Annotated in this window: 17 protein-coding genes and 3 pseudogenes; 12 read left to right on the forward strand and 8 right to left on the reverse strand. The window is 50.6% G+C overall.

The annotated features are described in order from the left end of the window. Positions 1-171: 171 nt before the first annotated feature. Together NA330_RS18790 and rtsB are read left to right on the forward strand one after the other, a co-directional pair. Positions 172-1,047 (forward strand): AraC family transcriptional regulator, encoded by an 876-nt coding sequence (locus NA330_RS18790; RefSeq protein ID WP_000921669.1) that lies wholly within the window; start codon positions 172-174, stop codon positions 1,045-1,047. Beyond that, complete coding sequence (rtsB, locus tag NA330_RS18795; RefSeq protein WP_001541332.1) at positions 1,044-1,331, forward strand: transcriptional regulator RtsB; 288 nt, start codon at positions 1,044-1,046, stop codon at positions 1,329-1,331. Before NA330_RS18790 ends, rtsB begins: the two co-directional genes overlap by 4 nt. Here the strand turns inward: rtsB and NA330_RS18800 are convergent. Next, the gene (locus NA330_RS18800) at positions 1,324-1,506 is read right to left on the reverse strand and encodes an ATP-binding cassette domain-containing protein (RefSeq protein ID WP_023252989.1); all 183 of its coding nucleotides are present in this window, start codon (positions 1,504-1,506) and stop codon (positions 1,324-1,326) included. The two genes, rtsB and NA330_RS18800, sit on opposite strands and share 8 nt — an antisense overlap. 19 nt (positions 1,507-1,525) lie before the next feature. Between NA330_RS18800 and NA330_RS18805 the strand changes: the two are divergent. The 3 pseudogenes from NA330_RS18805 to NA330_RS18815 all read left to right on the forward strand — a co-directional run. After that, a pseudogene (locus tag NA330_RS18805) lies at positions 1,526-1,625 on the forward strand (hypothetical protein); the annotation flags it as partial. Further along, positions 1,595-1,693 (forward strand): annotated as a pseudogene (locus NA330_RS18810) (Ig-like domain-containing protein); the annotation flags it as partial. The pseudogenes NA330_RS18805 and NA330_RS18810, both read left to right, overlap by 31 nt. 36 nt (positions 1,694-1,729) lie before the next feature. Further along, positions 1,730-1,867 (forward strand): annotated as a pseudogene (locus NA330_RS18815) (hypothetical protein); the annotation flags it as partial. A 294-nt stretch (positions 1,868-2,161) separates the two neighbouring features. Here NA330_RS18815 and NA330_RS18820 read toward each other — a convergent pair. Then, positions 2,162-3,067, reverse strand: a complete 906-nt coding sequence (locus NA330_RS18820; protein WP_001268202.1) for an SdiA-regulated domain-containing protein — start codon at positions 3,065-3,067, stop codon at positions 2,162-2,164. Between the two features lie 304 nt (positions 3,068-3,371). On the opposite strand from NA330_RS18820, the gene NA330_RS18825 reads away from it, so the two are divergent. Then, on the forward strand, positions 3,372-4,772 hold the full coding sequence (locus NA330_RS18825; RefSeq protein WP_001727344.1) for a CBM96 family carbohydrate-binding protein: 1,401 nt from the start codon (positions 3,372-3,374) through the stop codon (positions 4,770-4,772). An 83-nt stretch (positions 4,773-4,855) separates the two neighbouring features. Here the strand turns inward: NA330_RS18825 and NA330_RS18830 are convergent, their stop codons facing one another. From NA330_RS18830 to NA330_RS18845, 4 genes are all read right to left on the reverse strand, one after another. Then, a complete protein-coding gene (locus NA330_RS18830; RefSeq protein WP_001575311.1) occupies positions 4,856-5,449 on the reverse strand; it encodes a TorD/DmsD family molecular chaperone in 594 nt (197 codons plus the stop codon). A gap of 75 nt (positions 5,450-5,524) precedes the next feature. Next, positions 5,525-6,298 (reverse strand): dimethyl sulfoxide reductase anchor subunit family protein, encoded by a 774-nt coding sequence (locus tag NA330_RS18835; RefSeq protein WP_000544929.1) that lies wholly within the window; start codon positions 6,296-6,298, stop codon positions 5,525-5,527. Then, positions 6,291-6,917 carry a DMSO/selenate family reductase complex B subunit gene (locus NA330_RS18840; protein ID WP_000816143.1) on the reverse strand — a complete coding sequence of 209 codons (627 nt, stop codon included), beginning with the start codon at positions 6,915-6,917 and terminating at the stop codon, positions 6,291-6,293. Before NA330_RS18840 ends, NA330_RS18835 begins: the two co-directional genes overlap by 8 nt. 13 nt (positions 6,918-6,930) lie before the next feature. Then, on the reverse strand, positions 6,931-9,360 hold the full coding sequence (locus NA330_RS18845) for a DMSO/selenate family reductase complex A subunit (protein WP_000403482.1): 2,430 nt from the start codon (positions 9,358-9,360) through the stop codon (positions 6,931-6,933). 374 nt (positions 9,361-9,734) lie between these two features. Here NA330_RS18845 and NA330_RS18850 point away from each other — a divergent pair, with 374 nt between their 5' ends. The 5 genes from NA330_RS18850 (at position 9,735) to fumA (ending at position 15,894) form a co-directional block, all read left to right on the forward strand. Next, entirely contained in the window at positions 9,735-11,366 is a 1,632-nt protein-coding gene (locus NA330_RS18850; protein ID WP_017465945.1) for a sensor histidine kinase, read from the forward strand. Continuing rightward, positions 11,363-12,082, forward strand: a complete 720-nt coding sequence (dcuR, locus tag NA330_RS18855) for a two-component system response regulator DcuR (protein ID WP_023203287.1) — start codon at positions 11,363-11,365, stop codon at positions 12,080-12,082. Before NA330_RS18850 ends, dcuR begins: the two co-directional genes overlap by 4 nt. A 316-nt stretch (positions 12,083-12,398) precedes the next feature. Then, complete coding sequence (locus NA330_RS18860; protein ID WP_001530565.1) at positions 12,399-12,665, forward strand: hypothetical protein; 267 nt, start codon at positions 12,399-12,401, stop codon at positions 12,663-12,665. A gap of 146 nt (positions 12,666-12,811) precedes the next feature. After that, positions 12,812-14,152 (forward strand): anaerobic C4-dicarboxylate transporter DcuB, encoded by a 1,341-nt coding sequence (gene dcuB / locus NA330_RS18865; RefSeq protein ID WP_000899149.1) that lies wholly within the window; start codon positions 12,812-12,814, stop codon positions 14,150-14,152. A gap of 95 nt (positions 14,153-14,247) precedes the next feature. After that, positions 14,248-15,894 (forward strand): class I fumarate hydratase FumA, encoded by a 1,647-nt coding sequence (gene fumA / locus NA330_RS18870; protein WP_052894882.1) that lies wholly within the window; start codon positions 14,248-14,250, stop codon positions 15,892-15,894. Positions 15,895-15,991: 97 nt separating this feature from the next. Here fumA and melB read toward each other — a convergent pair whose 3' ends face one another. Next, a complete protein-coding gene (gene melB, locus NA330_RS18875; protein ID WP_000028070.1) occupies positions 15,992-17,422 on the reverse strand; it encodes a melibiose:sodium transporter MelB in 1,431 nt (476 codons plus the stop codon). An 83-nt stretch (positions 17,423-17,505) separates the two neighbouring features. Further along, positions 17,506-18,861: an alpha-galactosidase gene (gene melA, locus NA330_RS18880; RefSeq protein ID WP_001728428.1), complete on the reverse strand. Its 1,356-nt coding sequence runs from the start codon at positions 18,859-18,861 to the stop codon at positions 17,506-17,508. A gap of 268 nt (positions 18,862-19,129) precedes the next feature. Between melA and melR the strand changes: the two genes are divergently transcribed. Beyond that, complete coding sequence (gene melR, locus NA330_RS18885; protein ID WP_000106992.1) at positions 19,130-20,062, forward strand: transcriptional regulator MelR; 933 nt, start codon at positions 19,130-19,132, stop codon at positions 20,060-20,062. Positions 20,063-20,259 lie beyond the last annotated feature (197 nt).

Consider the following 20,259-nt stretch of genomic DNA (forward strand, 5'->3'; position numbering starts at 1 on the left):
ACTATAATATGTAGAAATGCAATATAAAATAGCATTTTCCATAGAAAATGAAAAGATCGCCACCTGATACCTTAAGTTCGCAAATAATTATATAGCTATATATTAGTTTTTTTGAAATATTTTTCAGAATAATTTTTGATATACACGCACATTTAATAAAAGGAAATTATCATGCTAAAAGTATTTAATCCCTCACCTGTCCAGGTGGGGAGCATTGAATGTTTACAATCAGCGCAAAACTGGCAGAGGAAATCCTTATCACTCCAGGGATTAAATTTACTGCAGTCCGTACTCATCAAGCTCACCACGGGTAAAATTTCAATTTCGACATCGTCCGGGGAGTATATTACGGCATCAGGGCCAATGTTAATATTTTTAGCTAAAGATCAAACTATTCATATCACTATGGAAGAGACTCATGAACAGTTAAATTATAATTTAATTGAATTAGATTCAGCATCAATAAAAAATGCTTATAATTTTTTTCTGTATGAACATGCAGACTTTTCGGCCCCATTAACAAAACCGATGACAAAACATCTGTTAGCGCCAATAGAAACAGGCGTAGCAAGAGTATTCAACCTCTTACACTCTTCAAATAAAAGCCAAAAACTATCCCAAGATAAAAAGGAATATTTAATAAGATTTCTACTTTCAGAGTTCATCTATGAACCCGAAGCATTTGCTCTCTTCAGAGAACTATCGCAAAATACATTAGCCGAAAACATTTATAATATTATTATAAGCGACATAAGTCGAAAATGGGCACTCAAGGATATTTCTGACTCACTCTATATGAGTTGTTCCACATTAAAAAGGAAATTGAAACAAGAGAACACCTCATTCAGCGAAGTTTACCTTAATGCGCGAATGAATAAAGCGACAAAACTTCTACGCAATAGTGAATATAATATTACCCGAGTGGCTTATATGTGTGGTTATGATAGTGCTTCTTATTTTACATGCGTTTTTAAAAAACACTTCAAAACTACACCATCAGAATTTTTAGCGTTTTTATCTTCCTCTCGTCATCAATATGTTAATTGAGATATCTGACAATGCAGTATAAGAACAAAGCAAAACATATTAATATAAAAGATGGAATTCTGTTGCTCGCTAAAAAATTCGATCTAACATTGAGTGAGAAAAAAGTTATTTATTACGTGGCAGCAGGATTATCTGTTAAAAGTTGCTCAAATTTATTAGATCGAAATATAAAAACGATTTCAACACAAAAGAGATCAGCCTATAAAAAAATGGATATTACTACTGATGTTGAATTAATCCATTTGATGCTGAATGAGTTTTACATATCAGTCGATATTACGTAATTTTTTCTAAAATGTTGCCAGAGTGGTAGGCAAGGCAATTCTGGATATCATCTTCAGAGATCGGTGTGATATCTATGTTGTTTAATTTAACTGTTCCCGTATAGCAATGACTGGAATTTGATAGTGCTTTGATTAAAGAAGATTTACCTGAACCTGATGTACCGATAATACCCATAAAATCTCCGGGAACAGCAGTGAATGAAAGCTGTTCAATCAGTGTTCGTTCCGCAAACGCTATGGGGTAATTCTTCGCTGTCTATCGGCTGGCTGACGAGCGACTCTACTCCGCCAGTGTTGATAACGATACCGGTAACTGGCATGTTTCTGTTCCGCAATCCGCTATTCTGTCGGGGGCGAATCAGTACACCATAACGGCCACCGATCCCGCCGGTAATAGCGCCACAGCCAGTGGAACATTTACAGGTACATCGCCGACGGAAAACCCGGTTAACAAGAGTTCCGGCGTAGATGAAATGATTTCGCTTAGCGAGGCGACATGGCATTCGGTAAGTGTTGATGAAGAATATTATGCCTGATAACTAAACATCACCATGCGAGGTCTCTTCGGAGGCCTCCTGAAAAAAACAGAATAATATTTATTGTCTGTTAATTATTACAGAGAGAGTTAATTTATAAAAAAAAGCGGCAGACTACGCTGCCGCAAATATGAGGAGGACAATTACCGTTACGCTACACCACAAAGTAATCCGTTACTGAGGTAAGTAAAACATAAATATCCCCAACAATGAATCAACGAATCAAGCAATCGTCAAATCATGGTATTAATAACCTTGTTCTGTTTTAGCATACTGTGACAGTAAAAATACATTTTAGTCATTCTGTATATCACACGAAAATTTATAAAACAGATTTGGTTCACTCACAATATACAAATTATTTTCATTATCCATGGCAATCCCTTCTGGTTGGGGGATATCATCTCTGAGCCCTGACCACTCCGCCGTCAGGAACAATCGATCGCGCACCCGCCACTCGGAACTGACCTCCAGAATCATTTTTGACTCGTCCGACAACACCAGCAGCGAATCCGTTGGGGCATGGTATTCAAGTCCGGAGACATCGCTCACACTTGCAGTGATGGCAGAAGGCAACGCTCTGGTGATACCATTTTTGCTCATCTCTACTTCTTTGATCATAATGGGTTTTCTTTCTTTTGCGACATATAATCTCTCATTTTTCGCATCCCATGCCGTACCTTCCAGCCCTTTATTTTTTGCTTTGTCATAACCCTCAAGCTTCACCATGGAGATTATCTGCATGGTGCCGCGCTGAATATCCACCTGTGTTTTATAAACCGCGCCATCTTTCTCACTGCCTATCTGGAACTGGTTGCCCCCACTCCATGCAATAGACTCCGGGTCGTGGATGCCCTGGAGCGGCATCCGCCCTACCAGCTGCCCTTCTGTCGTTAACCAGACCAGTTCAGGGGGATTATTAATAACGGCGAAAAGCATCCTGTCTTCGGCGGAGTAGGTCAAACCTGAAAGGTTACTCTTAACTCCTGCGACTGGTTTTTGCTGAATAACCGCTTTATAGCTACTCAGTGCTAGCGCCGAGGGTTTATCACCATATTTGAGGATCAGTTGATAAACATAGCGTATATCGTCCCTGACCATAAATAAAATCACGCCCAAGAGTACAACCACAATAACGCGTTTTAGTAATCTCATAAAAAATCCATAGCAGATCGCGTCACGACTGATGTCGTAACGCATTTCTTAAAAATAAAGCCGATGTCCGATAGAATCGTTATTCGGTTATGGCGAGCGCCATTAGCATAGGCAAAATGAAATAGTGAGGGTTATCACAAAAAGCCCGATTTTAATCACTAACGTACCCTTTTTGTAAATTGACATAATCAAGAGGAGGGTAGTTTCGGCTAATTATTTAAATAGTACGTCTGCAAATTCGCCCCTGTATGCAGGGCAAATGACAAAAAGTGATAATTAATGAGATGTAACACCGCAATTTGATCTGCTATTGCTGCTCCCACTTCTATTCAACCGGGCAGCAAAAAAAATGAAACTCAACCTTATTACCGTCAGCCTGGCTACGCTCGTTGCCGCTGGCGCATTCCCGGCCCATGCCGGTCCTCAGGCGCATGTCGTGTGCGGCTATCACCACACGCTGGGCGATGACGCGATTATGATGTTTGGTAAAGCGAATCAGGCGATGTGGCATGACTTTTTTGGCAACACCCACACCGACGCGGTCTCTACCTACCAGACGTTGCGCGCGCAACCCGATACCACCTGTGATAATAAAGCCGACAGCTCCGCTTACTGGGCGCCGTCCATGAAATTACCTGATGGTGAAATCGTAAATCCGGCCTACCAAAAGACCTATTATCAATCCACAAATGTAGCGCAATATCCGCTCCATCCATTCCCGGCCGGGCTGGAGTTACTGGCAGGCGATCATCACGGTACTGGCCCCAGTTCCGCAATCACCTTTTTATGTGCCAACGGCAAAGGTTACACCAACAAGGTAGGCGAAATATGCGGCCTGCGTAAAGCGGGCGATGCCGTCCAGTTTAATATCGGGATCGCTTTCCCCAACTGTTGGGATGGCGTCAACCTGAAACCGACCCATAGCCACAATAACGCTATCTATGCCGACCACGGGAAATGTTCCGCAGACTATCCGGTAAAAATCCCAACGGTGAATATGAACATCGCCTGGGTACTCCCGCAGATCTCCTCGCTGGATACGTCTAAAGTGGAATTGTCGATGGACCCGGTAATGCATGGCGAAACCCGGGAAGAGCGCTGGGGAAGTCTTTATACTGCCCATGCCGATTTTATGAATGGCTGGACGGAAGATGGCGCGCAGTTTATGACGGATCTGTGTATGAATCAGGGACTGGATTGCGGCACTACGGTTCCTTACGCCTACAGTAAAGCGGAAGAAAATACCTGGGTAAGCAGCGAAGACGACAAGCCTCATGCCAGCGTCGATACCTTGTACGTACAGGATGACTGGACAAATGGCGGACGCACGCAGCACCCGGAAACGCTCACGCTGGTGAAATTTAAGATCCCGCCCCTGCCTGCCAATATGGACGCTTCGCTATTCAAATACCGTATTCGCCTTTTTGGCGGCAAAACGGAAACGAACGGCGCCGATCAAATTTTCTTTTACCCGACCAGCAGTGACTGGCACGTCAGTACCGTGTCCTGGAACAATAAACCGGCGATCAACTACCGTTCCGATGCCGTGTTATATCTGGACCATTCACATGAGTATCGCATGGTTGATGTCGATAAAGCGGTGCGCAAAGCGCTGGCGGAAGGGAAAACGGAAATATCCTGGTATATCGGCGGCGACCGTCAGGGAAATCACTACGACTTCACGCCAGCGGACTCAAAACAGAGCCTGGTGCTGATGCTGACCGGTTTCAAAAAGACGCCGGAGCTGTAATAGTAAACTGTGCCCGCTGACGCAACAGCGGGCACAATGGCGGCACAAGTATTACGGCACGTCATCAAAACCTGACCAATACCTCAGAAAAACAACCGTTTATTCTCAGGCTGTAGTCCCTGTTGCTGCTGAACATCCTGCAGATAACAGGTCGCTACGACGGCAAGCCGGGCATAGAAGGCGCTAACGGTATTGCGTTGCAGCAATTCCAGATAGCGGAATCCCCAGGGCAGCAGATGCGCCTCCAGTAACCGGTTGGCCGCCACGTTGTCGCCTCGTGCCAGCAGATCGCTACAGGCCAATAGCATCAGGCCAAACTGATCTTCCGGCTCGCGTTCACGGCCAGTGAATACCATTCCCTGCGACTGTAAAAAAGCTCGATAATCGGCGGTGGTTTCCCCCATCAGCAAATTATCTTTTTCCAGATAGACCGATCCCCAGGGCGGGACGGGCATCTTTCCCTGGCCTTCAAACAACACAGAAAATTGCCATGTAAGCGCATCATCATCCGGTAGCGACCATGACGCACACAGTGATTCAATATGTCCGCGATCGCGCCAGGGGTAAAGCTCAGGCAACGTTGGCAAACAATCGAACAACGCTTTCACCTCCGGCCTCTCAGGGGAGTAGTAAAACAGTGCGCCGAGGATACGCGGCAAAACAGCACGGGAAAGCATAGCAATAGCTCCTGAAATATTTCGCCTGATGACGCTACGCTGATCAGGCTTACATGGCATAAACCGGGCAAAAAACTACATTGGCAGCGTCCACAGATTGTAAAACGCAATCCTACCCGCCAACTCCGCCGCGATAACCACCACAGCCGTCATGGCCAGCACCGCAGCGCTCGATTTCAGGCGCGCGCAGACCACCACCCCGACCACGCCCGCCGCCAGCAATATCGCCTGGGCGGTAAACCAGCTATGCTGCGCGGCGGTCAGAGCGCTATCGGCGCTCATCAGCGTCGCCATATAGCCCGGGCGCAGACAAAAGCTCACCAAAATCGCCAACACGCTGACCAGTAGCCCCAGACGGCGCACGCCAAACAATGCCGCCAACGCGCCGCCGCCAATCAACGGCGTCAATATCATCATTGCCGTAGTGTAAGATGAACGCCAGGTCGCCACCGTCGGCAGTTGGTAAATCTGCGGAACGGCGTATAAGAAGACAACTCCGACTATCGCCGCCAACCAGACCAACGCGTTACACAGCGGCGTCGCCCGGTTCAGCAACAAACCGAGCGCCCCCAGCCCGCCGAGCGCCGCAAAAGCCGCCGACAAGACAATCTCGTTACTCATCGGCGAATGTCCGACGCGCAGCAGCATATTCAGCGCACGCAGCGGTTGCCCGACGTGGAAGGTGCCGACAATGACGCCAAGCCCAAACAGGCACATCACCGAGAACAGACCAATAGCCTTGCGCCGCGGCGCGACCAGCCCCATTGCGCCGCCAATCAGCAGCAGAATAAACGCGCCGACCGCGCTCTGGGTAAAGACCGTAAAAAAGACCAGCGGTAACTCATGCATGGCGCACCTCCCGAATGTTCATGATTGCGCCTTCCGTATCGCCCGTGGGTCTCGCTTTCGGATGCGGTTTAATAATGAGGTTAGGATGGGTGAACGACGCTGAAGGCAGCGGCGCGATTTGATTCTCCGTGCCATATTTTGCCCGTAATTCATCGACAGGGCCAAAATCCAGCGCTCGCTGCGGGCAAGAATCCACACAAATAGGGCGCAGATTGTTCTCCAGTCGGTCAAGACAACCGTCGCATTTACGCATCACGTTCGCCTGCGTATCAAACTGCGGCGCGCCGTAGGGGCAGCGCATTTCACAATAGCGACAGCCGACGCATACGCTGTCATCCACCACGACCAGACCATCTTCTTTGCGTTTATGCATCGCCCCGGTCGGACAGCCGGAGACACATACCGGCTCATCGCAATGGTTACAAGCAATAGAGAGGTAGTAGGTAAAGGTGTCGTGATGCCAGCTTTCCCCCTCTTTCACCCAGCTTCCGCCGCCATATTCATAGACGCGGCGCAGTTTCGGACCGACATCCAGATCTTTATTATCCTTGCAGCTTACCTGGCAGGTTTTACAGCCTGAACAGCGCGAGGAGTCAACATAAAAGCCATACTGTTTCATCGTACATCACTCCTTAAGCGCGTTTAATTTCAACCAGATTGGTATGCTGCGGATTGCCTTTCGCCAGCGGCGAAGGATGGTGGCTGGTCAGCGTATTGATACAGCCGCCGACATCAACGCCGTTGCCGTCAAGCCGCGTCCACGCGCCCTGCGGCATCGCCGCCACGCCGGGTAAAATGCGCTGGGTCACTTTACAGGGAAGCTCCACCACGCCGCGGTCATTGAATACATGCACCCGATCGCCGGACTTCAATTGGCGGGCGCTGGCGTCAATCGGGTTAATCCAGACTTCATCCGGCACTGCCTCATGCAGCATCAGCACATTGCTGTAGGTCGAGTGGGTATGCCCTTTGGTATGGAAGCCGCTTAACTGTAACGGATACTTCGCCGTCAGCGCTTTGTTAAGATGCGACTCTTTCGCCGGACAAAATTCCGGCAATGCGGGAATTCGCTCGCCTTCTGGCAACGTCCACGTTTGCGCCAGATCCGCCAGCGCCTGGGAGTAAATTTCAATTTTGCCCGACGGCGTGGAGAGTGGATTAGCCTCGGCGTCGGCGCGGAAATCGGCAAACGCAAGGCTCTGCTGCTCGGTAGCGATACGCTGGTCAATCACGCCCATCTCTTTCGCCACGCTCCACTCCGGCAGGTATGGACGTTTTTCACGGATCTGCTGATAGTGCATCTCCGCCCACTGCGCCTGAGTTCGGCCCTCGGTATATTGCTCGCGCAGTCCAAGATGCCCGGCGATATCCGCGCAGATGTCATACGTGCTGCGCACTTCCCACATCGGTTTAACGGTTTTCTGAATCGCAATCATATAGTTATGCGATCCCGCCGCATAGGAGCTGTCCACCAGGTCTTCCGCCTCAAGATAGCTGGTCTCCGGCAACAGCAGATCCGCATACATCGCGCTGGGCGTCATATGGTTTTCAATCACGATAATGGTTTCACACAGCGATTCATCCGCGAGAATTTGTCGGGTGCGGTTCGTTTCGCCGTGCTGATTCAGCAAGGTATTACCGGCCTGGTTGAAAAACAGCTTAATTCCGGTTTTTAGCCTGTCCGCGCCTTTCACACCCATTGTCGTCGCGGTCATTTTCTCCGGATGCTGAATGGCGTCCGTCCACAGATAGCAAGGAATAGAGGTTGTGATCGGATTCTTACCGACGGGCAACAATGGCACGCCATACGGCGTACCGTAAGGCCAGTTGCCATTGTTGGTGCCGGGCCGCCCGAAGTGGCCGGTTAACGCTGGCAGCGTCTGAATAGCACGCACGGTTTGTTCGCCGTTGGCATGACGCTGCGGCCCCCAGCCCTGGCAAATATAGCAGGCGCGCGCCGAGGCGATTTCGCGCGCCAGTTGGCGAATACGCGTTGCCGGAATACCGGTGATATCCGCCGCCCATTCCGGGGTTTTCGCGATACCATCATCGCCCGTGCCAAGAACATAATCTTTATAGCTGGCGTTAGGCGCAGCCGTGTCCGGCAAGGTGCTACGGTCATAGCCGACGCAATAGCGGTTTACCAGCGCCTCGTCGAGAAGCTGTTCGGTAATCAGCGTATGCGCTATGCCGGCGACTAACGCAGCGTCCGTGGTTGGGCGAATCGGTAGCCATTCGGCGTGTTCGGTAATCACCGAATCGGTATAGCGCGGATCGATAATAATGACCCGGGCTTTTGAGGTTTCCAGCGCCCGGCGCAGCTCTTCAACCTGACCGCCGCCGGACATCCGCGTTTCTGAGAGATTCAGGCCAAATAGCACCACCAGATCGGAATGCGCGATCTGCGTAAAATGGCTACCGACATAATCACCGTGGGTATAAGGCGTGGCGGTGGCAATTTGCGCCGTGGAATAGGTGTTGTGATAATTTAAATAACCGCCGGTGAGATTTAGTAATCTTATCCAGGCGGGTCTGCCCTGCGTGTGATAATACGCGCCGGATTGATAATTATAATAAATAGCTTCCCGGCCATATTTTTCGCTAACGCGCGTTAATTCCGCCGCAATAAAGGCTGTGGCCTCATCCCATGAAATACGTTTAAATTTTCCTTCGCCGCGTTTTCCCACTCTTTTCATCGGATACTTAATGCGATCCGGGCTATAGACGCGCCAGCGACTGGAACGCCCGCGCAGGCAGGGACGAATCTGATGCTCGCCGAATACCGCGTCATCTTTCGCGTCTTCCGGTTCAATACGCACAATGCGATCATTTTTCACGATAACCTTAAGCGGGCATCGACTGCCACAGTTGACCAGACAGGCGCTGTGCCTGACGGTTTCGCCGTTGGCATCCTTCGGTATCGGGGTATCCTGCGCCTGGGCAGTGGTAGCAAAAGGCAGCGTAATCGCCTGACTTAGCGTCACCGCCGCCCCTACTTTTGCAGTAGCGACAATAGCATCACGTCGGGTTATGGTTGTGTTCAGCCATTTTTTTATTTCCATTTTTTATTTCTCACATTGCTTCCATAATTATTAATAATATGTAATGAAAACTAATCATAATAGATTAAATATTTGTGCTGATTGATTGTGATCAAACGCATTCTGAACGTCAGTAAAAATAAAATGTGATACCGCATACGTTATTATAAAAATTAATGAAAAATTATTTTATGTAATTCTGATGAAAATAAATTACCCATCACGGTATCCGGCGATATTAATTAACGACATGACGTTTGCCAGTCGACATGAGCAGGTAGCGCCCCCTGCAAGGCAAGACGGGCCTTTCAACACTGGAGCAACATCGCCTATGCCTTTGAATTAGACGCCTCATCAGGGATAATAACCTTACGATTCGTCCGCTCAGGTCCACTATGAAACACTCCCTGCCATGCCGGGCGTTACGCAAACGCCCCATGAAACTCGGCACTACCGTCATTCTGATGGTCAGCGCCGTTTTGTTTTCGGTGCTCGTTGTGGTCCATCTGATCTATTTTTCGCAAATCAGCAGCATGACGCGCGACGCGCTGGCAGATAAAGCGCTGGCGGTGGCGCGCTCGCTGGCGGACTCTCCGGCAGTTCGCGAGGGGCTGAAAAAACCGCCTGCGGAAAGCGGCATTCAGACGCTCGCCGAAGCGGTGAGCCAGCATAATGGCTTTTTGTTTATTGTGGTGACCAATATGCAGGGCATCCGTTATTCGCACCCAGAAACGCAGCGAATCGGCCAACCGTTCAAAGGCGATGATATTCTGCTCGCGCTGCAGGGAAAGGAAAACGTTGCCATTAATCGCGGCTTTCTTGCCAAAGCGCTGCGCGTTTTCACACCGGTTTATGATGAACGCCACCGGCAGATCGGCGTGGTAGCGATTGGCCTGGAACTCAGTCACGTTACGCAGCAGATCAACAATAGCCGCGGCAGTATTATCTGGTCCATTCTGTTCGGCGCTCTGGTGGGGTTATTAGGCACGTATGCGCTGGTCAAGGTGCTAAAACGTATCCTGTTTGGCCTCGAACCCTATGAGATCTCAACCCTGTTTGAACAACGCCAGGCAATGCTGCAGTCAATCAAAGAGGGCGTTATCGCCGTGGATGATAGCGGCGAAGTCACGTTGATTAACCATGCGGCGCAGGCGCTGCTCGATTATCGAAAAACGCAGGATGACGCCAGATTATCCACCCTGAGTCATGCCTGGTCGCAGGTGGTGGACATTAGCGAAGTGTTGCGTGACGGTACGCCGCGCCGCGATGAAGAGATCATCGTCAAAGGCCGCCTGCTGCTGGTGAATACCGTTCCGGTGCGCAGCAACGGCGAAATTATCGGCGCGATATCCACCTTCAGGGATAAAACAGAAGTTCGCCAACTGATGCAGAGGTTGGACGGGATGGTGAACTACGCGGATGCGCTCCGTGAACGATCCCACGAATTCATGAACAAATTACATGTGATTCTGGGATTATTGCACCTGAAGAGTTATAAGCAGCTTGAAGCGTATATTATCAAGACGGCCAATAACTATCAGGAAGAGATCGGTTTGCTGCTGGGTAAAATAAAGTCGCCGATTATCGCTGGCTTTTTGCTCAGTAAAATTACTCGCGCCTCTGATTTCGGGCACAGCCTGGTGATAAGCAGCGACAGCCAGTTACCGGATAATAACAATGAAGATCAGGTTACGGTGCTGATTACGGCGCTGGGTAATTTGATTGAAAACGCGCTGGAAGCATTGAGCCAGGAATCCGGCGGCGAAATCAGCGTCTCGTTACACTACCGTCATGGCTGGCTGCATTGCGAAGTGAGCGATGACGGTCCGGGTATCGAACCTGAGCGCATCGAGGCGATTTTTGAAAAAGGCGTCTCGTCGAAAGGCGCCGAACGCGGCGTCGGTTTAGCGCTGGTTAAACAGCAGGTTGAAGCGCTTGGCGGCGTAATTTCCGTGGAGTCCGAGCCTGGGATCTTCACACAATTTTTTGTACAGTTACCCTGGGATGGAAAAAGGACCAGCCTATGATCAATGTATTAATTGTCGATGACGATGCGATGGTCGCGGAGTTAAATCGCCGCTATGTCGCGCAAATCTCCGGTTTTCATTGTTGTGGAACCGCTTCGACGCTGGAAAAAGCGAAAGAGTTTATCTTCAACAGTGAAAATCACATTGACCTAATCCTGCTGGATATCTACATGCAGCAGGAAAACGGATTGGATCTGCTGCCTGTCCTGCACAGCGCAGGCTGCAAAAGCGACGTTATTGTCATTTCTTCTGCCGCTGACGCCGCCACCATTAAAGATTCGCTTCACTACGGCGTGGTGGATTATCTGATCAAGCCTTTTCAGGCCACGCGCTTTGAAGAAGCGTTGACCGGCTGGCTACGTAAGAAAACGGCGATGGAAAAACGCCAGTATTACGAACAGTCTGAGCTTGACCTGCTCATTCACGGTAATTCATCCAACGAGCAGGAGCCTCGTCGGCTGCCAAAAGGGCTGACGCAGCAAACGCTACGCACCTTATGCCAGTGGATTGATGCGCATCAGGAGCAGGAATTTTCTACCGACGAGTTGGCCAACGAAGTGAATATCTCACGCGTCTCCTGCCGTAAATATCTTATCTGGCTGGTGAATTGCCATATCTTGTTTACCAGTATTCATTACGGCGTGACCGGCAGGCCGGTTTACCGCTACCGCGTTCAGCCGGAACATTACTCTTTACTGAAACAATATTGTCAGTAAGGATACCGCATAAAGCCGACGCGAAGCGTTATATCCTGGTAACATTTATTATAACAATGCCAATAAAAACGCTATCACATTAATAACAAACCTGGGAAATTGTGTCAGATCAAATATACTCAACCCAGGCCTGTTAACGTTATTTTCTATTATTACAGCGCTCTGCGCTGTTTTTAATTTCAAAACGCTAACAAAAGTTAATTAAGTATTATCCCATGCCGAGAGTGTGTATTTTTATTAAAAAAGGGATTTGTCCGGAATTTTCCTGACACTTAAATAAAATTATGTTTGTAGCAATGGAGCTTGTGCTACGCCTATGGACAATACGTATATTGGTGAGCAGATACGCGTCTCCACACGCCATACTAATAATTTAAAAAAATGGCGTGACAATGATCACATAAGTCACATTCTGTTCGCTTTATCTCGTGATTTACCTGATGGCGAGACACAAAAATTAAAGAATAAACGCCTGTTTTTAAAACAGACAAATCATAATTTACTGCTCTCGCTGACTCCACCTGCCCATCGCCAGAGGGTACTCCCCTCTGAACATCACCATCGCAAGAAAATAATTACTTAAAGCAACTCTGTAAAAAGCTTAATCGTTAATCGTCGCCACTGGCGCATTGAATATTCGCCATTTCCTGATGCTCATTCACACAAATCAGAAGATGGCTGTGATCCATTTATCAAAATTGACTTGGTTTATCGCGAGGATAAATAAAAATGTTATTTAGTATACAGCTTCTCATAATATTAATATGTCTGTTTTATGGCGCCCGAAAGGGCGGGATCGCGCTCGGGTTGTTGGGCGGTATTGGTCTGGTCATTCTGGTGTTTGTTTTCCATCTCCAGCCAGGTAAACCGCCCGTTGACGTAATGCTGGTCATTATCGCGGTAGTCGCCGCGTCGGCGACGTTGCAGGCGTCAGGCGGGCTGGATGTGATGCTGCAGATTGCCGAAAAGCTGCTGCGTCGCAACCCCAAATACGTCTCTATTGTGGCGCCGTTCGTCACCTGTACCCTGACGATTCTGTGTGGGACAGGCCACGTGGTCTACACCATTTTGCCGATTATCTATGATGTGGCGATCAAGAATAATATCCGTCCGGAACGTCCAATGGCGGCCAGTTCTATCGGCGCGCAAATGGGCATCATCGCCAGTCCGGTTTCCGTCGCCGTTGTTTCTCTGGTAGCGATGCTGGGCAACGTGACATTTGACGGAAAACATCTGGAGTTCCTCGATCTGCTGTCGATCACCATCCCGTCAACCCTGCTCGGTATCCTGGCAATCGGTATTTTTAGTTGGTTCCGCGGTAAAGATCTGGATAAAGACGAAGCGTTTCAGAAATTTATTTCCGTACCGGAAAACCGTCAGTACGTGTACGGCGATACCGCGACGCTGCTGGATAAAAAACTGCCGAAAAGCAACTGGCTGGCGATGTGGATCTTCCTGGCGGCGATTGCCGTGGTCGCTCTCCTGGGCGCGGACTCCGACTTACGTCCAACCTTCGGCGGCAAACCGTTGTCGATGGTGCTGGTCATTCAGATGTTTATGCTGCTGACCGGAGCGCTCATTATCATCCTGACCAAAACCAATCCTGCGTCTATCTCAAAAAACGAAGTTTTTCGTTCCGGTATGATTGCGATTGTCGCGGTATACGGGATCGCCTGGATGGCGGAAACCATGTTCGGCGCGCATATGTCGGAAATTCAGGGCGTGCTGGGCGAAATGGTCAAAGAGTATCCGTGGGCCTATGCCATCGTTCTGCTTCTGGTCTCCAAGTTTGTTAACTCCCAGGCAGCGGCGCTGGCGGCGATTGTTCCCGTCGCGCTGGCTATCGGTGTCGATCCGGCGTATATCGTGGCCTCTGCGCCGGCATGTTATGGCTACTATATCCTGCCGACCTACCCAAGCGATCTGGCGGCGATTCAGTTTGACCGTTCCGGCACAACCCGTATTGGCCGCTTCGTCATTAACCACAGCTTCATTCTGCCGGGTTTGATTGGCGTGAGCGTCTCCTGCGTCTTTGGCTGGATCTTTGCCGCAATGTACGGATTCCTGTAATGGCCGCGCGCGCCGCCCGGCTATGCGCGGCGCGCGACTTAGAGCCTGGCCCATGAGGCTCTTAATACATTTTCTTACTATTAGGCTGGAAGCACATGTCGAAAAAAGAGTTTATCTATCAGGCGCCTTTCCCGATGGGAGAGGACAAAACAGAGTATTATCTGCTCACCTCCGATTATGTCAGCGTCAGTGAATTCAATGGAGAATCTATCCTCAACGTTGAGCCGCAGGCGTTAACGTTGCTGGCTCAGCAGGCCTTCCATGATGCGTCTTTTATGCTCCGTCCTGAACACCAGCAGCAAGTCGCCGCCATTCTCCATGACCCCGAAGCCAGCGAAAACGACAAATATGTGGCGTTGCAATTCCTGAGAAACTCCGAGATCGCCGCCAAAGGCATTCTGCCGACCTGCCAGGATACCGGCACGGCGATTATCATGGGTAAAAAAGGCCAACGCGTCTGGACGGGCGGCGGCGATGAAGCCGCGCTCTCCAAAGGCGTGTTTAATACCTATATCGAAGATAACCTGCGCTACTCGCAGAACGCGCCGCTGGATATGTACAAAGAGGTCAATACCGGCAGCAACCTGCCAGCGCAAATCGATCTCTATGCCGTCGACGGCGACGAGTACAAGTTCCTTTGCGTGGCGAAAGGCGGCGGTTCAGCAAACAAAACGTATCTCTATCAGGAGACCAAAGCGCTGCTCACCCCAGGCAAGCTGAAAAACTTCCTCGTTGAGAAAATGCGCACGCTGGGCACCGCAGCCTGTCCGCCATACCATATCGCCTTTGTCATTGGCGGCACCTCGGCGGAAAGCACGCTGAAAACAGTTAAACTCGCCAGCACCCACTATTACGACGCGCTGCCGACGGAAGGTAACGAGCACGGCCAGGCATTCCGCGATCTCCACCTGGAACAGGAACTGCTGGAAGAAGCGCAAAAACTTGGCCTCGGCGCCCAGTTCGGCGGGAAATATTTCGCCCACGATATTCGCGTCATTCGCCTGCCGCGTCACGGCGCTTCCTGTCCGGTGGGGATGGGCGTCTCCTGCTCGGCCGACCGTAACATCAAAGCGAAAATCAACCGCGAAGGCATCTGGATCGAAAAACTGGAACACAATCCGGGCCAGTATATTCCGCCAGCGCTGCGTCAGGCGGGCGAAGGCGACGCGGTGAAAGTCGATCTCAACCGTCCGATGAAAGAGATCCTCGCCCAGCTATCGCAGTACCCGGTCTCGACTCGCCTGTCGCTGACGGGCACCATTATCGTAGGTCGCGATATCGCCCACGCGAAGCTAAAAGAGCGTATTGAATCCGGCGAAGACCTGCCGCAGTATATTAAAGACCATCCCATCTATTACGCAGGTCCGGCAAAAACCCCGGCAGGTTATCCATCTGGCTCATTAGGCCCCACCACCGCAGGCCGAATGGACTCTTATGTCGATCTGCTGCAATCCCACGGCGGCAGTATGATCATGCTGGCGAAAGGCAACCGTAGTCAGCAGGTCACGAATGCCTGTAAAAAACATGGCGGCTTTTATTTGGGCAGTATCGGCGGCCCGGCGGCGGTTCTGGCACAACAGAGCATTAAGCATCTGGAGTGCGTCGAGTATCCGGAACTCGGCATGGAAGCTATCTGGAAAATTGAAGTAGAAGATTTCCCGGCCTTTATCCTGGTGGATGACAAAGGCAACGATTTCTTCCAGCAGATTGTCAGCAAACAGTGCGCTAACTGCGCGAAATAACCTGGCAGGCCCGGCGTTCTCCCGGGCCGCGTTATCGGTTAATTGCCGGATGGCGCTACGCTTATCCGGCTTATCCGGCCTGCACGAGAGACCATGCTCACGCTTTTACATCGCTGGTCGCTACCACAGAAATCGCCGGGCTATCCGGCTGTTCGACGAATGGCGGCGTTTTCCGGTATTTATCCAGCAGGTGGATCTGAATCTTGCGCAACATATCGCCGTTCAAACGGTAGTAGCGGAAGTAGAGAACCAGCGTCATCATGAAAAACAGTACCGGCAGGACAATCATAATAAACTGCATCCCCTGCAGGGTTTGCGCAGACTGCGCCACGTTCGGCGTGTAGCCAATCAGCCCCAGCACCAGAGCGATAAAGAACGCCGCAAACGCCGAGCCGCCCTTCACGACCATCGTCTGTACGGAATAAGCGATACTCTCGCAGCGAATATTGAGCTTAAATTCCCCATAATCGACCGTATCCGCCACCATGATTACCTGAAGCACCCAAAAGAGCGCGGTCCCGATATTCAGGAAAATACCCGCCGCCACGATTAAAGCGGCATTATGGACATCCGCCAACGCCATCGCGAAGAGCCCTGCGCAACTCAGAACGGGCATCACGGAGGCGCCCGCCCACAATATCCGCCGCGATAACATTTTCACCAGCCGGGGGAAGACAATCAGCGTCAGCAGATTCGCCGCGCCGGCGTAAGAAAGGTAATAGGGAAAAAGATCGGCATCGCCAATCACATAGGTGAAGTAGTAGATCGCAAAGCCATTGATAATATTGGAGGCAATGTTATACGCCAGCGCCATTCCCAACAGGCAAGAGAGCTGATCGTTTTTGTATATCAATCCAACGATCGTTTTTAACGTCAGATGTGGGCGGCCCGCCGTTACACCGTTGTCGGAGGAGTACACCTCATGTACGTTGCGTAATGTCACGATAGTCGAGGCGATAAAAAACGCAATCAGTACCAGCGTAAACATCTGAAAGCCGAACCCACGATCCGCTCCGCCAACGTAGTTCACAAACGGCAGCGTTATACCGGCAGTGACGAAGCCAGCCAGACTGGCGAAGAAACGCGGGAACGGCACCAGTTGTTCGCGTTCTCGCTTATCAAGCGTAATGGTCGGCACCAGCGACCAAAATGGGATATCCATAATGGTATACGTCATGCCCCACAGGATGTAAGTTACGCAGACAAATACAACCTGCGCGGTTCCCTCAAAAAGATGGGCGCTGAACAGCAGGAAAAGCACCAGCGAATTGGTTAAGGTGCCGATCAATATCCACGGCTTAAATTTCCCCCACCGCGAACGCGTGGCGTTGACAATCCAGCCCATGATGGGATCGTTTATCGCATCCCAGATTCGCGCGACCAGAAAGAGGGTGCCGACGAGGCCGACCGAGAGTCCCACCACATCGGTGTAGTAATACATCAGGTACATATACACAATGCCGATGGCGAAATCCTTACCAAACGCACCGAACCCGTAACTCAGCTTTGTTGTCAGAGAGATGCTCATAGGGTACCGGGTCGCTGTTACCAGCGCCCGCCTTCTGTTAGTAGAGGTTAAACGCCGGATCTGCCGTCCAGCGCGGCTGGAGATTAACGGCGTAACCAGGCCGGAAGCCAGTCGCCATGCGCGGCGATCAGATCGTCAACCAACGCATAGATTTCTTCGATACCCAGCACCGCTGCGGTATGAGGGTCCATCATCGCCGCGTGATACACGCGATCGCGGTTTTCCGTGAGGATGGCTTCGGTCAACAGCGTTTGCACGTTGATGTTGGTCTGCATCATCGCCGCCAGATGAGAAGGGATCGTCCCCACCTTCGTCGGTTGAATGCCGTTGGCATCCACCAGACAAGCCACTTCCACGCAGCTTCCCTGCGGCAGGTTATCAATCAGCCCCTCGTTACGCACATTGCCGTAAATCACGCTCGGCTCGCCGGTCCACAGAGCGTTCATAATGGTGCTGGCGTACTCGCGGGACGGTTTGATGTCGATACGCTCGGCGGTTTTATACTCCTCCAGCTCTTTATGCCAGTTCGCCAGTTGTTCTACGCAGCGTTTCGGATATTCATCCAGCGGCACCTTGTAGCGCGCAATCAGATCCTCGCGTCCCGGTTTAATAAACCACGGCGTGTACTCGGCAAAATGCTCTGATGACTCGGTGACGAAGTAGCCCAACTTTTTGAACATCTCATAGCGCACAATGTTCTGGCAGCGTTCATTGCCGTGAATATTGGGCTTCGGTGCCTGTCCGGCGTCATAGGCCGCCAGCAATTCAGGATAGAGATCGACATAAGTCCCGTCAGCCGTTTTGCGCTCCAGTTCGAGGTAAAACGCCATGTGGTTAATGCCGGCGCAGCGGTAGCGCAGCGAGGCGGGATCGATATTCAGGTCGCGCGCCAGTTCTTCCGCCGTTCCCTGTACCGAATGGCACAGGCCGACCTGTTTGATATGCGGATAGCGGGCATACATCGCCCAGGTATTCATCGCCATCGGGTTGACGTAATTGAGCATAGTGGCTTTCGGACAGACTTCCGTCATGTCTTCGCAAATCCGCCACAGATGCGGGATGGTCCGCAGCGCGCGCATAATGCCGCCCGGCCCCAGCGTATCGGCGATCGTCTGTTCCAGACCATGACGCTTACAAACCTCAAAATCGGTCACGGTGCAGGGTTCATAGCCGCCAATCTGAAAGGCGACCACCACGAAATCCGCATCCTGTAGCGCCGCTTTCTGGTGGGTATGGCAGGTAATCCGGCCAGAAGCGCCCGCTGAGTCCATCAGTTTCCGTACCACAATGTGCGACTCTTCCAGCCGGGTTTCGTCAATATCCATCAGGGCGACATGCGCTGATTTTAGCGCCTCGCGATGAAACACATCGCCGAGGATATTTTTAACGAAAATCGTAGAACCTGCGCCGATAAAGGTAATTTTGGGTGCCGTCATCATGACTCTCCAGAACAGTAGTGAACACCTTCATGGTGGCACGCGTTCCCGGTGAAAACCTCCGTCTTCCCCGATGAGCATTCCCGAAAACTCAGATCGTATGCTGGCGCGCGGAAGATCTGAGTTTTTGGGACAAAATGGCGTAAAAAGCAGAGTATTCGGCCTGAAAGTCAGGCTACGCTCTACAATATCGACGGATTCTGTGTCCGGATTCCCGGTTTCCTCCCAGCTAAAGGGGCATAATTCTGATAATTCAGGAAATGGAGTGACGATGAGTACGCAAGCAATATCCCTCCTCCCGCCCGACCCGCACATGTGCAACGGCGATGAAAAGCAAACCCGTAGCCCGCTGTCGCTCTATTCCGAATATCAACGACTGGACGTTGAACTGAGGCCGCCGCACAGAATGGCCAGCAGCCACTGGCATGGGCAAGTAGAAGTGAATGTTCCGTTTGACGGCGATGTGGAGTATTTAATCAACAATGAAGTCGTGCAGATAAAGCAGGGACACATCACCCTGTTTTGGGCCTGTACGCCACACCAGCTTACCCGCCCCGGCAACTGCCGCCAGATGGCGATTTTCAGTTTGCCGATGCACCTGTTTCTCTCCTGGCCGCTGGATCGCGATCTTATCAACCATGTCACGCACGGGATGGTGGTTAAATCACTGGCGACCCAGCAGCTTAGCACCTTTGAAGTGTTGCGCTGGCAGCAGGAAACAAGCAGCCCGAATGAGCAAATTCGCCAGTTGGCGATCGATGAAATCGGCCTGATGCTTAAACGCTTTAGCCTTTCCGGCTGGCAGCCCATTTTGCTCAATAAAACATCACGCACCCACAAGAATAGCGTCTCACGCCATGCGCAGTTTTACGTAAGCCAGATGCTGGGATTTATTGCCGATAACTACGATCAGGCGCTCACCATTAACGACGTCGCGGAGCATGTCAAACTCAATGCTAATTACGCGATGGGAATATTCCAGCGGGTTATGCAATTGACGATGAAGCAGTACATCACGGCGATGCGCATCAATCACGTACGTGCCTTATTGAGCGATACTGACAAAACGATCCTCGATGTCGCTCTGACTGCCGGGTTCCGATCCAGCAGCCGTTTTTACAGTACTTTTAGCAAATTTGTCGGCATGTCGCCGCAACAATACCGCAAGCTTAGCCAGCAACGACGCCAGACGATGCCCGGCTAAAGCCGGATACCACTATCAGCCAAAAAAATAATTCACCTGTCGATAAACGGCGGGTGAAATCGCTCGATATCAATAATTAACCCATTGTTTATTAAATAATAATATCAATAACTGACCATTATTCCATCACTTTACACCCCCTATTTGACGGGGTAATACTTGCCCACGTCACATTCATACGGCGGGTCGGCAAGGCG

Origin of the sequence: Salmonella sp. NW722 (genome assembly GCF_051702785.1) — a bacterium.
In the GTDB taxonomy this organism is placed as follows: domain Bacteria; phylum Pseudomonadota; class Gammaproteobacteria; order Enterobacterales; family Enterobacteriaceae; genus Salmonella; species Salmonella enterica.

Bases quoted from the DNA above. Each gene is read 5' to 3' on its own strand.
- NA330_RS18790 (WP_000921669.1), top strand. From the start codon at position 172: ATGCTAAAAGTATTTAATCCCTCACCTGTCCAGGTGGGGAGCATTGAA.
- NA330_RS18800 (WP_023252989.1), bottom strand. From the start codon at position 1,506: ATGGGTATTATCGGTACATCAGGTTCAGGTAAATCTTCTTTAATCAAA.
- NA330_RS18820 (WP_001268202.1), bottom strand. From the start codon at position 3,067: ATGCGTTACGACATCAGTCGTGACGCGATCTGCTATGGATTTTTTATG.
- NA330_RS18825 (WP_001727344.1), top strand. From the start codon at position 3,372: ATGAAACTCAACCTTATTACCGTCAGCCTGGCTACGCTCGTTGCCGCT.
- NA330_RS18830 (WP_001575311.1), bottom strand. From the start codon at position 5,449: ATGCTTTCCCGTGCTGTTTTGCCGCGTATCCTCGGCGCACTGTTTTAC.
- NA330_RS18835 (WP_000544929.1), bottom strand. From the start codon at position 6,298: ATGCATGAGTTACCGCTGGTCTTTTTTACGGTCTTTACCCAGAGCGCG.
- NA330_RS18840 (WP_000816143.1), bottom strand. From the start codon at position 6,917: ATGAAACAGTATGGCTTTTATGTTGACTCCTCGCGCTGTTCAGGCTGT.
- NA330_RS18845 (WP_000403482.1), bottom strand. From the start codon at position 9,360: ATGGAAATAAAAAAATGGCTGAACACAACCATAACCCGACGTGATGCT.
- NA330_RS18850 (WP_017465945.1), top strand. From the start codon at position 9,735: ATGAAACACTCCCTGCCATGCCGGGCGTTACGCAAACGCCCCATGAAA.
- dcuR (WP_023203287.1), top strand. From the start codon at position 11,363: ATGATCAATGTATTAATTGTCGATGACGATGCGATGGTCGCGGAGTTA.
- NA330_RS18860 (WP_001530565.1), top strand. From the start codon at position 12,399: ATGGACAATACGTATATTGGTGAGCAGATACGCGTCTCCACACGCCAT.
- dcuB (WP_000899149.1), top strand. From the start codon at position 12,812: ATGTTATTTAGTATACAGCTTCTCATAATATTAATATGTCTGTTTTAT.
- fumA (WP_052894882.1), top strand. From the start codon at position 14,248: ATGTCGAAAAAAGAGTTTATCTATCAGGCGCCTTTCCCGATGGGAGAG.
- melB (WP_000028070.1), bottom strand. From the start codon at position 17,422: ATGAGCATCTCTCTGACAACAAAGCTGAGTTACGGGTTCGGTGCGTTT.
- melA (WP_001728428.1), bottom strand. From the start codon at position 18,861: ATGATGACGGCACCCAAAATTACCTTTATCGGCGCAGGTTCTACGATT.
- melR (WP_000106992.1), top strand. From the start codon at position 19,130: ATGAGTACGCAAGCAATATCCCTCCTCCCGCCCGACCCGCACATGTGC.